Here is a 13,293-nt window from a genome sequence, read left to right as displayed (position 1 = left end):
GGTACCAGCATGACCCAGACTGCGGTCGCCACGGAGTCTCTCGCCGATTTCACGGCCCGGGCGCGGGCCTGGCTGGCCGAGAACATGCCGCCCATCGATCCGGACAATCCGCCGTTTTCGGTGCGCGCCGAAGCCGCATCGTGGGAGCGCGCGAAGGAACTGCAGAAGCGTCTTCACGATGGCGGCTTCGCAGGCATCTGCTTCCCCCGCGAGTACGGCGGTCTCGGCTTGGACTACGCCTACCAGAAGGCGTTCAACACCGAATGCCGCAGCTACGAAATGCCCTTGATCCTCAACACCCCGTCGTTCACGATCTGCGCGGCAACGATTCTCGACATGGGTAGCGAACAGCAGAAACGCGACCGCATTTCAGCAGCCATCCGCGGCGACGAGATCCTGGTGCAGCTGCTCAGCGAGCCCAACGGCGGTTCCGACCTGGCAGGGGTCATCACGCGGGCCGACCGCGTCGGCGACAAGTGGATCATCAACGGCGCCAAGACCTGGAGCACCAGCGCGTTTGCCGGCGATTACGGGCTGATGCTGGCCCGCACCGACTGGACGGTGCCCAAGCACGAGGGTCTGACGATGTTTCTGGTACCGCTCGACGCGCCGGGCATCACGATGCGCCGGATCAAAGAGGTCAACGGCAACGAGGAGTTCTGCGAAGAGTTTTTCGACGGCCTCGAACTGGGCGACGACGCCGTGGTCGGCGCGGTCAACGACGGCTGGACCGTCGCGTCGCGTCAGTTGCATCACGAGCGACGCGCGGTCGGCGGCGGTTCGGAATTCGCCAGCGGGACCGGTGCCGAGAACGCCAACGAGATGCCGCCGGATTACATCGGTATCGCCGAGGCCACCGGGCAGGGTGACGACCCGCGAGTGCAGGATCTCGCAGGCCGGGCACTCGTCCGGCGCGCGGTGAAACAGCAACTCATCGACCATGTTTCGGCGTCGATCGCCAACGGGTCGCTGCCTCCGAACGCGGGAACCCTGATTCGCCTGTTCCACGCCGAGACCACCGAGCTCGAGGTCGACACCGCGCTGGCCATCGCGGGCACCGCGGGCGTGGTGGATGAAGGCGGCGACCTCGAGCGCTTGCTCGATATCGGCGTGCGTTTCCTCTCGCGACAGACCGGATCGCTGGGCGGCGGTAGCTCCGAGATGGCCCGCAACGTGATCGCCGAACGCGTGCTGGGTTTTCCGCGGGAGTACGCCGCCGACCGTGGGGTGCCGTTCAATCAGGTCAAGCGCAACAAAGGCTGATTTTCCTCGCGAGCAGACGCGGACTTGTGCTTTTCGCACCAGTTTTGGGCGATTCCGCGTCTGCTCGCGGGTGACGGCCCGGTGGCATCGACAGGTGCGCCGCGTACGGTGGGGACCACACGACCCAGGGGGAATGTCTCATGCCCACCATTCACGTGGAACGAGTGATCGCCGCACCACTGGACCAGGTCTTCGACTGGATGGCCGATCCGGCCGCTATCGGCACCGCCCCGCTGGTGCTCAAGGCGGGCTGGGCGAACGGTTCGCCGGGCCCCGCGGTCGGTGCGGTGCGAGCGGTGACCGGAGCCGGTATGTGGTTTCGCGAGGAGATCACGGCCTTCGACCGCCCGAACAGCTACTCGTACTTGATCATCGGCTCGTTTCCGCCGTTCGATCATGACGGCGGCACATTGACTTTCACGCCACGCGGTGAAGGCACCCACGTCGACTGGCTCACCACCTACACCCACACCGCCCGCAGCGGCGGCAAGGTGATGGAGGCCGTGAGCTCTCGACTGCTGCCGTGGAACTTTCGGGCCATCCTCGCCAACTGCGCCAAGGCGCTGGAGCGCTAGAGCTGCTGCACAAAACACTTCACATGATGCCCATCATGTGATTAGCATGATGAGCATCATGCGAAATGCACCGACGAAGCGTGCCGAGAGCAAGCGCGAGTCGCAAGACCGGATCCTCGATGCCGCCGCGCGCCGACTCCGCGAAGAAGGACTGAGCGGGGCCGGGATCGCCGCGGTCATGCGCGATGCCGGACTGACCCACGGCGCCTTCTACTCGCACTTCAGCACCAAGGACGAGTTGGCGAGCGCGGCCTTCGGCCACGCCATCGGCACCGGTCGCCCGCACTGGATCAAGCCCTCGCACGGCGAATCTTGGCGGGCCCGCCTGACCACGTTGGCCAAGCGCTATCTCACCCCGGCGCACCGCGACGATCTGGCCACCAGCTGCGCGTTCGCCGCCGTCGGCTCGGAAGCTGCCCGCGGCTCCGAGGAGTTCCGCGGCAGCTACGAACGCGAACTACGGATATCGCTGAGGGCGATCTGCGGTGACGACGCCGATGACCAGCGGTTCGACGAGGCCATCGCCCTGATGGCGCTCTGCGTCGGCGGGATGACTCTGTCGCGCGCCGTCGCCGACCCGCAGTTCTCCGCGCGCATCTTGCGGAGCACCCAGGCCGCTGCCGCCAAAATCGCGGAGGACCAACCACATCGAGGAGGATCACATGGCCGGCACTGAGCCGTACGGGCAGCTGCAGTACCGCGAGATCAACGGCCGCCGCATGGCCTATATCGATGAGGGCGACGGCACCGCCGCCTCGGCCATCGTGTTCCAGCACGGCAACCCCACCTCGTCGTACCTGTGGCGCAACGTGATGCCGCATCTGGAAGGGCTTGGCCGGCTGGTGGCGTGCGATCTCATCGGCATGGGCGGATCGGACAAACTCGACGATTCCGGGCCCGGCAGTTATCACTATGCGGAGCAACGCGATTACCTGTTCAAGCTCTGGGACTCCCTCGACCTCGGCGACCGCGTGGTGCTGGTGTTGCACGACTGGGGATCGGCACTCGGATTCGACTGGGCCAACCAGCATCGCGACCGCGTGGCCGGCATCGCCTACATGGAAGCCATCGCCACACCGATGACCTGGGCGGACTGGCCCGACCAGGTGCGGGAGGTGTTCCAAGGCTTCCGCTCCCCCAACGGCGAGTCAATGGTGCTGGAGCACAACATGTTTGTCGAAGCGGTACTGCCGGGCGCGATCCGACGCACCCTCACCGACGCGGAGATGGACCACTACCGCGCGCCCTACCGCGAACCGGGTGAAGGCCGCCGTCCCACACTGTCGTGGCCGCGCAACATCCCGGTCGAGGGCGAACCGGCCGATGTGGTGGCCATCGTCGAGGACTACAGCACCTGGCTTGCGGCCAGTGACACCCCGAAGCTGTTCATCAACGCCGAGCCCGGCGCCATCATGCGCGGACGCATCCGCGACTTCGCCCGGACATGGCCCAACCAGACCGAAGTGACCGTTGCCGGTTCCCATTTCATCCAGGAGGACAGTCCCGACGAGATCGGTTCCGCCATCGCCGAATTCGTGCGCACGCTGGCCCCCTAGAACAAGGTCGGCTGCGCCGGCGTCGGCGCCTCGGATATGGCCGCGGCCGGAGCCGTGGGCGCCCTGCCTGTCAGCCCGTAGCGCGTGAGCAGCGGCGCGATCCGGGCACGCAGCGCGGTGCGGTAGTCCTGCGGCAGGTAGGCCCTGCGCCCGTACAACCGCTCGTATTCGGGTACGAGTTCGGGGTGCGACTGTTGCAGCCACTGCATGAACCAACCGCGGTTCGATCCGCGCAGATGAAGGCCGAACACCGTCGCCCCGGTCGCGCCTGCCGCCGCGATCTGGCTGAGCAACGCGTCGAGCTGGTCTGCGGAGTCCGTCAGGTACGGCAGTACCGGCGCCACCATCACGTGGCAGCCCAGCCCCGCGTCGCGCACGGCCGAGATCAGGGCCAGCCGCGCCTGCGGCGACGGCGTGCCGGGTTCGACGTCACGATGCAGGTCCGGATCCCCCACCGCCAGCGAGATGGCCACACTGGCTCCCGGGCCGTTGTGGGCCGCGTCGGCGACCAGCGACAGGTCCCGCCGCAGCAACGTGCCCTTGGTCAGTATCGAGAAGGGTGTCCCGGAATCCGCCAGTGCACCAATAATTCCCGGCATCAACGCGTACCGTCCTTCGGCCCGCTGATACGGATCGGTGTTGGTGCCGAGCGCGACGGCCTCGCGCGTCCACGAACGGCGGCGGAGCTCACGGCGCAACACCTCGACCACGTTGGTCTTGACCACGACCTGGGTGTCGAAATCCAGGCCGCAGTCGAAGTCGAGGTACTCGTGCGTCGGGCGCGCGAAACAGTACCGGCAGGCGTGCGAGCACCCCCGGTAACCGTTGACGGTGTAGCGAAACGGCAGCGCCGAGGCCGCGGGAATCTTGTTCAGCGCTGATTTGCACAACACCTCGTGGAAGGTGATGCCGTCGAACTGCGGGGTGCGTACGCTACGCACGAACCCCAGCCGTTGCAGGCCGGGTAGCGCGCCGTCGTCGACGCGCACCCCCTGCCCGTCCCAACGCATCCGCCCATCGAACATCCGTTCGACTCGAATGTCAAGGACCGCGGACGGACCGTGTCACGCCAGGCTGGAACACCTCACGTCGGCCGTCGACTTCCGCACCACCAGAACGGGTTTCGTGCGCCGCTGACCCGCCGGCCGGCCGGCGAGCGCGTCGGCCAGCAGTTGTACGGCATCGCACCCCATGTCGAACGCATGTGACTCGACCGAGGTCAACGGGACGTGCATCTCGGCGGTGAGCGCGATGTTGTTGAAGCCGATCAGGGACACGTCCTCGCCGACGCGCAGTCCGTGAGCCCGGACCGCGCCGGCGGCGCCGATGGCAGCGAAATCGTTGACCGCGAAGAGCGCGGTCGGCGGCGACGCGGTGGCGAGCATGCGGTCGGCAGCGGCATGGCCGCCCTGACTGTCCAGGCCCGAAAACACGATATTGTCCGCAGGGACGTCGATGCCCGCCTCGCGGAAGCGATCGACAAAGCCTGCGGGCCGGTCGATTCCGGTGCTTGCGTGCGCCAGGCCGGCGATGACACCCACTCGTCGGTGCCCCAGCTCGAGGAGGTGTTCGGCCGCCAACCGGCCGCCGAGGTAGTTGTCACAGGTTGCCGCAGGGTAGTCGGCGACGCTGCGGTTCACCAACACGAAGGGGACCTCACGGGTGGTCAGCTCTTCGAGGACGGCGTGGTCGTCGGCCCGCGCGTCGCCGAGGATCAGCCCATCGACCCGGCGGTCCAGCATCATCTCGATCCGCATGCGCTGGCGGTCGGGTTCGTCCTGAGTGTTTGCGACGAACGCCGTCAACCCCCGCTCGGCCGCAGCGGATTCGATGCCCTCGTAGACCGTGGCGAGCACGACGTCGCTGAGCCTCGGGACCAGCACGCCCACCAGGTTGGTGCGCTTGGTCCGCAGGCTGGCCGCGTGCGGATTCGAGCGGTAGTTCACCTCGGCCGCACGTTGACGGATCCGTTCGGCGGTGGCGCCCGATGCTGCACGCTCGCCTGCCCGCATGCCGTTGAGCACTCGCGCAACCGTCGAAACATGCAGGCCGAGGTCATCGGCGATCGACTGCAGCGTGGCCTGTTTCGACTTCCCCACGTCACTCTTTCTCGTTTGCTGAAACAAAGTCGTGCGGCCGGCCCTTGACAGTGGCAGGCAACACGGAGCAGTATAGCCCGAACGTTCGGCCCGAACGTTCGGGCAAATGGGCCGGACGTGTCGAGTTTCTCGACTCGACTCCGTCAACAATGGGACAAGGACGCGTAATGCCTGATCAGAACGCCTCATCCACCGATCACCGGTACAGCCCCGTGCGGGTGGCCGTCGTGCAGTTCAACCCCCAGGTCGGGGTGGACAACCTGAAGGCCAACTCCGAAGCCGTCTACGAACGCCTCAACGCAGCGGTAGCTGAGGGCGCCGACCTCATCGTGCTGCCCGAACTGGCGACGACCGGCTACACCTTCGAATCCCGGGAAGAGGCCTACGCCCACGCAGAGCCGGTGCCCTCGGGTGCGACGGTCGCCGGCTGGGTGGAGTTCGCCGCCGCCCACGACGTGTACATCGTCGGGTGTCTGCCCGAAATCGACGGGGTCGAGCTCTTCGACACCGCGGTCCTGGTCGGACCGGACGGCTACGTCGGCAAGTACCGCAAGACTCATCTGTGGAACGAGGAGAAGCTGTTCTTCTCCCCCGGCGACCTCGGGTTCCCGGTGTTTCCGACCCGCATCGGCAGGATCGGCCTGCTGGTCTGCTGGGACATCTGGTTCCCGGAGACCGCCCGGATCGTCGCACAACAGGGCGCCGACATCATCTGCATCCCGACCGGCTGGGTCTGGACACCGCCACCCCTCTACGACGCGAGCGGCACCTGCATGGCCGCCTACCTGACCATGACGGCCGCACACGTCAACAACGTCTTCATCGCGACCGCAGACCGGATCGGCACCGAACGAACGTCAGGCTTCATGGGCAACTCCCTCATTGCTGGGACCAACGGCTGGCCGATCGACCGCATCGCCGGGCCGGACGAAGACACGATCCTCTACGCAGACATCGATGTCACGGCCTCGCGCGGCGCCCCGATCTGGAATCAGTTCAACGACCTGCACCGCGACCGGCGCACCGATCTCTACGATCAGCTCCTCGGTTACCGCGGCGGCTCGGCGCTGCCCCGGTAAGGCTGCGCCATGACATCTGCGCCGTCCACACAGTCCCGAAGCGGCTCACTTCCCCTGTGGCCGCTCATCGCCGCCGTCTGCCTCGTCGCCGTTCTGCTGTGGAGCGGCAGCCTGCGGGCCGCAGCCCCGCTGCTCAACGTAATCGCCTCTGCAGCAAGCGAACCCAACTTCTACAGCAGCGCACTCTCAGGTCTGGGCCTGCTCGCCGGCGGTGCACTCGCACATCGGTTGCAGAGCCGACGGCGGCATGCACAAGGTTTCGCCCAGGCCTGCGGCTCGGGGATTTGGGTCCCGATGCTGGCCAGCGCCCTGCTCGGCGTAGCCGTCAGTGTGCTCGTGTGGGGCTGGACCCTGTCACCGGGCACCTGGCAGCCGCTGTTCGCGCCGTTCGTGTCGGTCTCCCCGACGATCGTGTTGATGTTCGGCCCTGACATCCCGACGGTGCTCACCGGCGGGGTACTCGGCGGGCTCATCACACCGGGGCTGTCGGTGCTCGGTGCGAGCGTCATCTGCCCGAGACTTGGGGTCGCTCCGGTGGTGGGTGTGACGGCAGGCATGGCGTTGGCGGCGGTGATCGCCTTCACGGTGTGCCGCCACCTGCCTTGGCTGCCCGCGCCGCTGCACCTGCGCCGCCCCGTCGAACCGCCGCCGACCCCGTCGACCGAAAAGCGGGGTCCCGTCTGGGTTTTGCGTCGCAGCCTCGCCGACTTCTCCGAAGCGCAGTTCTTCGGCAGCGAGTGGGCGAGCCTGGGGTTGATAGCAGGTGCGCTCGTCGCCTACCTGCTGAGCCCAGGCGCCCCGGCCTATGGATCCGGGCTGCTGCCACAGATTCTGGCCGCCCAGGCGGTCACTGCCTTGGTCGCGGTGACGGTGTGGCGCGGGTGTTGGGCCCGTCGGCCGTTCTATCCGACCTTCGTGCCGGTCGTATCCGTCGCCCCGGCCTGCGTGCTGGCGTACGGCGGCAGCGTGGTTTCGGTGCTGGCCGGTGCCGTACTCGGCGCGGTGCTCAGCCCGCCGCTGGCCGCGGCCATCTCGGCACGACTGCCCGCCGACTTTCATCCCTTCATCGGGAACGTGGCCGCCATGGCGGTCGCCACCGCATCGATCGTCCCTGCCCTGCAACTACTTCCAGGAATCTGACATGACCGATATAGCCGACCCAGCCGTGTTCGACGGCTACTTCCGTGACCGCGACATCCGCTCATTGGCGGCGGACCTCCGCGCCGGTCGCACCACGAGCGCGGAACTCGTCGAGCAGAGCCTGGCGGCGATCGCCCGGCTCAACCCGATTCTCAACGCCTTTACCGCGGTTGACGCCGAAGGGGCCCGCACTGCGGCGCGCGACGCCGATCGTGAGCGCGGCGAAGGATGCGACCGCGGTGCGCTGCACGGCATCCCGGTGTCGGTCAAAGATCTCGTCGACGTGGCCGGTCAGGCCACCACATCGGGTTCTCTGGTGCGCCCCCGCCTCGCGGAAGCCGATGCCGAATGCGTCCGCAGGCTACGCGCCGCCGGTGCGGTGATCGTCGGCAAGAACGTGCTGCACGAGTTCGCCTACGGGGCCACCGGTGACCGCTCCGCGCATGGACCTTCCCGAAACCCATGGGATGTCAACAAAATCAGTGGCGGCTCGAGTGGCGGCAGCGCCGTCGCCACCGCCGCGGGCATGGTGCCGCTCGCCGTCGGCACCGACACCGCAGGCTCGGTACGCGTCCCCGCCGCGCTGTGCGGCGTGATCGGCTTCAAACCCGCGTACCGTGCGATCCCCACCGCGGGGGTCCGCCCGCTGGCGGCATCCCTGGACCATGTCGGGGTTTTCGCGACCACAGTGTTCGGCGCGGCGGAGGCCTACGCCGTCATGGCCGGTCACCGGGTGCCGCCGAACGACGACGCGGTGCGCGTCGGTTGGCTCGATCCGGAGTGCTTCGGCCCGTGTGACCCTGCGATCGTCGCCTGCGTGCGCGACGCCCTCGAGCGGGCAGGCATCATGGTCGACGGCACCGCCGGGCTGCCGTTCTCGGCGGGCGAGGTGTTCTCGGTGCTGAGCGTCCTGCAGTCCAGCGAGGCCTATGCCGAACATGTCGACGATCTGGCCGGGCAGGAGCACGCCATCGACGCCGAAGTGGTCGAGCGCCTGACGCGCGGACGCGACACCCCGGCCTGGCAATACGTGCGGGCCGGCCGGCAGCGCGACACGTTGCGGGCTGCGGCCGCGAAGCTGTTCGACAGATTCGACGTGCTCGCGATGCCGACCGCCCCGACGGTGGCCACCGACCTCGATCAGCGGGCGCACGAAATCGACGGCCGCGCAGTCGAAGTGCGCTCGGCACTGTTGTCCTTGACCTGCCCGTGGAATCTCACCGGCCATCCCGCACTGAGCGTGCCCGCGGGCACTGTCACGGGCCTTCCGGTAGGCGTGCAGCTCATCGCCACGCCCGGCAACGAAAATCTGCTGTTCGAGCTGGCCTCCCGAATCGAACGGTCATGAGCATCGATTACACGCCACTGCTGCCCACCGGGCCCGACGACACCGACTACCGCAGACTCGACACCGAACCCCTCGACGTCGTGGGTGCGGCCAGCCGAGAATTTCTGTACGTCTCCCCCGCCGCCCTGGAACAATTGGCGTTCGAGGCGTACCGCGACGTGTCACATCTGTTGCGTACCAGCCATCTTCGTCAGGTCGCGGCGATCCTCGACGATCCGGAGTCCTCGCCCAACGATCGCTACGTCGCCGCCGAGCTGCTGCGCAACGCGAACATCGCCGCCGCGGGGGTGTTGCCGATGTGCCAAGACACCGGAACCGCCATCGTGCATGCTTGGCGCGGACGACACGTCCTGACCGACGGGCGCGACGCCGAGCATCTGTCGCGGGGCATCGCCCGTGCGTACACGACGCTGAACCTGCGTTACTCGCAGCTCGCGCCGCTGTCGATGTTCGACGAGCGCAACACCGGGTCCAATCTGCCGGCCCAGATCGAGATCCACGCCGACGGTGACGACGCCTACCGCTTCCTGTTCATGGCGAAAGGCTGTGGCAGCGCCAACAAGAGCTTCCTGTTCCAGCAGACCCCGGCACTGCTCAACCCGGCGGACCTGCTGGAGTTCATCGTCGCCCGCGCTGCGGAGATCGGCACCTCGGCGTGCCCGCCCTACCACCTGGCAGTCGTGATCGGAGGCACCAGCGCCGAATTCGCGCTCAAGACCGCGAAACTCGCCTCCGCGCAGTACCTCGACGCCCTGCCTACCTCAGGATCATTGGCAGGTAACGGTTTTCGCGATCTCGACTTCGAACAGCAGATCCTCACAGCCACCCGGCATCTGGGAATCGGTGCGCAATTCGGCGGCAAGTACTTCTGCCACGACGTCCGGGTGGTCCGGCTGCCCCGCCACGGTGGTTCCCTGCCCATCGCACTGGCCGTTTCGTGTGCGGCGGACCGGCATATCCTCGGAAAAATCACGCGTGACGGCGTTTTCCTCGAACAGCTCGAAACCGACCCGGCGCAGTTCCTGCCGGACGCCACACTGGAATCCGGTGGCGACGTCATCCGGATCGACCTCGACCAATCCCTGGACCACACCCGCGCCCAGTTGTCCGGTCATCCGGTCGGCACCCGGCTATCACTGAGCGGAACCATGGTGGTCGCACGCGATCTGGCACATGCCAAGATCCGCGAGCGCCTCGACGCGGGTGAACCGTTGCCGGAGTATCTGCGTCGTCACCCCGTGTACTACGCAGGGCCCGCCAAGAGACCGGAGGGCTACCCATCCGGTTCGTTCGGGCCGACGACCGCCGGGCGCATGGATTCCTACGTCGAGCAGTTCCAGGCCGCAGGCGGATCGCTGGTGATGCTCGCCAAGGGGAACCGCTCCGACGCGGTGCGGCGGTCCTGCCAGGTATACGGCGGCTTCTACCTGGGGTCGATCGGTGGGCCCGCCGCCCGCCTCGCCCACGACTGCATCACCTCGATCGAGACGCTCGAATACGGTGAACTGGGCATGGAGGCCGTGCTGAAGATCCGCGTCGAAAATTTCCCGGCATTCATCGTCATCGACGACAAAGGCAACGACTTCTACCAGCGAGACAACCGCACCCTACTGACGATCGGACCTGCGCCACAATGACTTTCGTTGAACCGGACACCCGGCCATTCACCATGGAGCGCGGCGGAACCACGCTGGCCGCCGAGATCCGTCCCGGCCGGGGCACACCACTACTCGTCGTGCCCGGCGTCATGGCCGACGCGGCCAGCTGGCGCCCCGTCGTCGCCGCGATCGACCTGCCGAATCCCGTGGTCACGCTCAACCGGCGCGGCCGGTACCCGAGCGGCGGACTGGGAGCGGACTATTCGGTGCAGGTCGAGATCGACGATCTGTGGCACACGATCGACTCGCTCGGCGCGGTGCATCTCGTGGGCTGGAGTTACGGCGCGCTCATCGCTTTGGAAGCAGCGCTCGGGTACCCGGCGGTCCGATCGGTGACGGCCTACGAGCCGGTCGGCGCGCCGTTTGCCCCGGACGCGGTCGAACCCATCCTGGCCGCCACAGCCGCCGGTGATCTGGACCGCGCCGTCGAACTGGTCAACACCGACGTCTCCGGATTCTCCGAGGGCTACGTGGCAGAACTGCGACAAACCCCGGCATGGCCGGTACTACGGCAACTCGCCGAGCCGTTGGGTGCGGAACTGGCCGCGATCAACACCTACCAGCCGTCATTGAAAGACTATGGCCACCTGGACATCCCGGTCGCGCTGATCCTCGGGGCACGCAACGAGAACGCGGCTCCATACGGGACGGCGTTCGCACCCTTTGCCGACGCACTACCGCAGGCCCGCGTCATCCGATTGCCCGGACAGGGGCATCTGGCGCATGTGGAAGCCCCAGCGGAACTCGCCGGCGCCATCGCGGCGGCGGTCAGGGAAGCAGAGGGCGACAGCTAACGCTGGGTGCGCCGGTGCCGCGGTTTCGGGTACGGCACCGGCGCCCGCCGTGGGCGGCTCGCCCAGTCGATCCGTACCGAGCCACCGAAGGGTGATGCGACGGTACGAAGCAGGCCGCGACAGCCGGTGAAACCCGTTCTGTCGCATGCCTTCTATCGAACAACTGTTCGAGCCATTTGTCAAACCGCTACGGGCGTGCCGCTACGGGCGCGCCTCGAAAACCAGATTGAACGGCGTCTGCGCAGCACGGCGGAATCGCGTGAACCCGCCGTCGTTCACCATCACCTCGGCCAATCGGCGCTCGCCGGCCTGCGCACCCAAGGCGGGGCCCTTTTGCGCGAGTGACACGGGCACGCAGACCAGTGAGGACGCCCCGTAGAACACCCTGCCGACCGGATTGAGATTCTCCGCCAGGCTGTCCCCCGCGAACGGTTCGACCAGCAGGCAGTGACCGTCGGGCTTGAGCGCCTGCCGCGCGTGCCGCGCGGCACCGGATGGGTCGGCCATGTCGTGCAGGCAGTCGAAGAACGCGATCAGGTCGTAGTCGTCGCCCAGATACGTGGTCGCATCAGCCACTTCGAAGCTCACATTGCCGACGCCGGCCTCGTCAGCGCGCTTCCGCGCGGTCGCGACGGAGGGACCGTGGTAGTCGATGCCGACAAACTGCGAACTCGGAAATGCCTGTGCCATAAGGATTGTGGTGACGCCGTGCCCGCACCCCACGTCGGCGGCCCGACCACCGGATTCGAGCTTCTCGACAACGCCGTCGAGCGCAGGGAGCCACGATGCCAGCAGATTCGCCTTGTACCCGGCCCGGAAGAACCGTTCGGTGCCGCGGAACAGGCAGGGATGGTGTTCACCCCACTCCATGCCGCCGCCGGTTCGAAAGTTCTCGATGGCCCGATCCTTGATGTGGAACAAGTCCTCGATGACCGAGTAGCCGCCGGGCAGATCGACCGGGCCGTCAGGATTGGCCAGGCACAACGCCTGCTCGTCGTTGAGGTGGTACGTGTCGGTGTCGCCGTCGTAATCGACGTATCCGCCCGCGCACTGATTGCCCAGCCACTCCCGAATGTAGCGTTCGCTGGTCCCGGTGCGCTCGGCCAGTTGGCCGGACGTGAGCCGTTCCCGGGCGAGCGCCGCATACAGTCCGAGCTCGTCACCGATCAGTACCAGAATGGCGCTCATCGCGGCGCCGAGATCGCCGACCGCCTGACCCAGAAATGCGTTGAGTTTGCCCTCGTCGACGGCCATCGTAAGCTCCTTCGCCTGCGGCCGCGCACCAACTGCGTGCAGGTTGAAAGTACCCCCGCAGGCGACCCAGGAGCTAGTGGCGAACTACCACTGGCCGAGCTGGCAACGCGGGCTGTAGGGATGATCGTTCTGGGTGGCGATCTGGCCGTCGACGGAGATTTCGCAGTGCGCGTTGGGAGCCTCACGGCCGCCGTGCGTGGTGCTGCTGATCGTGAAGATCGCCCACTGTGGGTCGGCCAGCGTGGTGTCGAACACCCAGGGGTTGTCCGGCCCGACGTTCACCGAAGCCTTCTGCAGGTACTTGTACGGATCGGCGTTGTAGACGTCTTTGTTCGGCGGCTGGGTCGCCAGGTAGTAGAGGTCGAAATCGTAGGGAGCACCCGACGTGAGCGTGTAACGGACCTGGTGACCGGCTGCCGGATCGGCGTTCGCCACCGAAGTTCCGACTGTCTGCCCCACCGCAATAGATGCTGCCGCGACCGCCAACGCGGCTCCGACCCTGCTCGTCACGTTTCGCATGTTCCTCA

At 67.0% G+C, this 13,293-nt stretch carries 13 protein-coding genes; 9 read left to right on the top strand and 4 right to left on the bottom strand.

What is annotated here, in order from left to right; genetic code table 11:
• Window positions 1-9 precede the first annotated feature (9 nt).
• The 4 genes from A5784_RS33080 (at window position 10) to A5784_RS33065 (ending at window position 3,394) form a co-directional block, all read left to right on the top strand.
• Window positions 10-1,263, top strand: a complete 1,254-nt coding sequence (locus A5784_RS33080) for an acyl-CoA dehydrogenase family protein (RefSeq protein ID WP_064949093.1) — start codon at window positions 10-12, stop codon at window positions 1,261-1,263.
• A gap of 140 nt (window positions 1,264-1,403) precedes the next feature.
• Window positions 1,404-1,838 carry an SRPBCC family protein gene (locus tag A5784_RS33075; protein ID WP_064949092.1) on the top strand — a complete coding sequence of 145 codons (435 nt, stop codon included), beginning with the start codon at window positions 1,404-1,406 and terminating at the stop codon, window positions 1,836-1,838.
• Window positions 1,839-1,896: 58 nt separating this feature from the next.
• A complete protein-coding gene (locus A5784_RS33070; RefSeq protein ID WP_197514965.1) occupies window positions 1,897-2,514 on the top strand; it encodes a TetR/AcrR family transcriptional regulator in 618 nt (205 codons plus the stop codon).
• On the top strand, window positions 2,501-3,394 hold the full coding sequence (locus tag A5784_RS33065; protein ID WP_064949090.1) for a haloalkane dehalogenase: 894 nt from the start codon (window positions 2,501-2,503) through the stop codon (window positions 3,392-3,394). Before A5784_RS33070 ends, A5784_RS33065 begins: the two co-directional genes overlap by 14 nt.
• On the opposite strand, the gene A5784_RS33060 is transcribed toward A5784_RS33065, so the two are convergent.
• Both A5784_RS33060 and A5784_RS33055 read right to left on the bottom strand, forming a co-directional pair.
• On the bottom strand, window positions 3,391-4,404 hold the full coding sequence (locus tag A5784_RS33060) for an Rv2578c family radical SAM protein (RefSeq protein ID WP_064949172.1): 1,014 nt from the start codon (window positions 4,402-4,404) through the stop codon (window positions 3,391-3,393). The genes A5784_RS33065 and A5784_RS33060 overlap by 4 nt on opposite strands.
• Before the next feature lie 54 nt (window positions 4,405-4,458).
• Window positions 4,459-5,493 (bottom strand): LacI family DNA-binding transcriptional regulator, encoded by a 1,035-nt coding sequence (locus A5784_RS33055; RefSeq protein WP_064949089.1) that lies wholly within the window; start codon window positions 5,491-5,493, stop codon window positions 4,459-4,461.
• A 167-nt stretch (window positions 5,494-5,660) separates the two neighbouring features.
• On the opposite strand from A5784_RS33055, the gene A5784_RS33050 reads away from it, so the two are divergent.
• The 5 genes from A5784_RS33050 to A5784_RS33030 are packed head-to-tail and all read left to right on the top strand — an operon-like array spanning window position 5,661 to window position 11,512.
• Complete coding sequence (locus A5784_RS33050) at window positions 5,661-6,572, top strand: nitrilase family protein (RefSeq protein ID WP_064949088.1); 912 nt, start codon at window positions 5,661-5,663, stop codon at window positions 6,570-6,572.
• Between the two features lie 9 nt (window positions 6,573-6,581).
• Window positions 6,582-7,712, top strand: a complete 1,131-nt coding sequence (locus A5784_RS33045; protein WP_064949087.1) for a hypothetical protein — start codon at window positions 6,582-6,584, stop codon at window positions 7,710-7,712.
• Between the two features lies 1 nt (window position 7,713).
• Window positions 7,714-9,060, top strand: a complete 1,347-nt coding sequence (locus A5784_RS33040) for an amidase (protein ID WP_064949086.1) — start codon at window positions 7,714-7,716, stop codon at window positions 9,058-9,060.
• On the top strand, window positions 9,057-10,697 hold the full coding sequence (locus A5784_RS33035; protein WP_064949085.1) for a fumarate hydratase: 1,641 nt from the start codon (window positions 9,057-9,059) through the stop codon (window positions 10,695-10,697). The genes A5784_RS33040 and A5784_RS33035 overlap by 4 nt, the downstream gene beginning before the upstream one ends.
• Complete coding sequence (locus tag A5784_RS33030; protein WP_064949084.1) at window positions 10,694-11,512, top strand: alpha/beta fold hydrolase; 819 nt, start codon at window positions 10,694-10,696, stop codon at window positions 11,510-11,512. Before A5784_RS33035 ends, A5784_RS33030 begins: the two co-directional genes overlap by 4 nt.
• A 201-nt stretch (window positions 11,513-11,713) precedes the next feature.
• Here the strand turns inward: A5784_RS33030 and A5784_RS33025 are convergent, their stop codons facing one another.
• Both A5784_RS33025 and A5784_RS33020 read right to left on the bottom strand, forming a co-directional pair.
• Window positions 11,714-12,766 carry a class I SAM-dependent methyltransferase gene (locus A5784_RS33025; RefSeq protein WP_064949083.1) on the bottom strand — a complete coding sequence of 351 codons (1,053 nt, stop codon included), beginning with the start codon at window positions 12,764-12,766 and terminating at the stop codon, window positions 11,714-11,716.
• Window positions 12,767-12,850: 84 nt separating this feature from the next.
• The gene (locus A5784_RS33020) at window positions 12,851-13,285 is read right to left on the bottom strand and encodes an Rv2576c family protein (protein ID WP_197514969.1); all 435 of its coding nucleotides are present in this window, start codon (window positions 13,283-13,285) and stop codon (window positions 12,851-12,853) included.
• Window positions 13,286-13,293: the final 8 nt, after the last annotated feature.

This window comes from Mycobacterium sp. 852013-50091_SCH5140682 (assembly GCF_001665685.1).
Taxonomy (GTDB): domain Bacteria; phylum Actinomycetota; class Actinomycetes; order Mycobacteriales; family Mycobacteriaceae; genus Mycobacterium.
This window is presented reverse-complemented; position numbering and strand designations above follow the sequence as displayed.

Coding starts and splice junctions, on each gene's coding strand:
- A5784_RS33030 (WP_064949084.1), top strand. CDS start 10,694: ATGACTTTCGTTGAACCGGACACCCGGCCATTCACCATGGAGCGCGGC.
- A5784_RS33080 (WP_064949093.1), top strand. CDS start 10: ATGACCCAGACTGCGGTCGCCACGGAGTCTCTCGCCGATTTCACGGCC.
- A5784_RS33070 (WP_197514965.1), top strand. CDS start 1,897: ATGCGAAATGCACCGACGAAGCGTGCCGAGAGCAAGCGCGAGTCGCAA.
- A5784_RS33040 (WP_064949086.1), top strand. CDS start 7,714: ATGACCGATATAGCCGACCCAGCCGTGTTCGACGGCTACTTCCGTGAC.
- A5784_RS33035 (WP_064949085.1), top strand. CDS start 9,057: ATGAGCATCGATTACACGCCACTGCTGCCCACCGGGCCCGACGACACC.
- A5784_RS33020 (WP_197514969.1), bottom strand. CDS start 13,285: ATGCGAAACGTGACGAGCAGGGTCGGAGCCGCGTTGGCGGTCGCGGCA.
- A5784_RS33045 (WP_064949087.1), top strand. CDS start 6,582: ATGACATCTGCGCCGTCCACACAGTCCCGAAGCGGCTCACTTCCCCTG.
- A5784_RS33075 (WP_064949092.1), top strand. CDS start 1,404: ATGCCCACCATTCACGTGGAACGAGTGATCGCCGCACCACTGGACCAG.
- A5784_RS33065 (WP_064949090.1), top strand. CDS start 2,501: ATGGCCGGCACTGAGCCGTACGGGCAGCTGCAGTACCGCGAGATCAAC.
- A5784_RS33060 (WP_064949172.1), bottom strand. CDS start 4,404: ATGCGTTGGGACGGGCAGGGGGTGCGCGTCGACGACGGCGCGCTACCC.
- A5784_RS33050 (WP_064949088.1), top strand. CDS start 5,661: ATGCCTGATCAGAACGCCTCATCCACCGATCACCGGTACAGCCCCGTG.
- A5784_RS33025 (WP_064949083.1), bottom strand. CDS start 12,766: ATGGCCGTCGACGAGGGCAAACTCAACGCATTTCTGGGTCAGGCGGTC.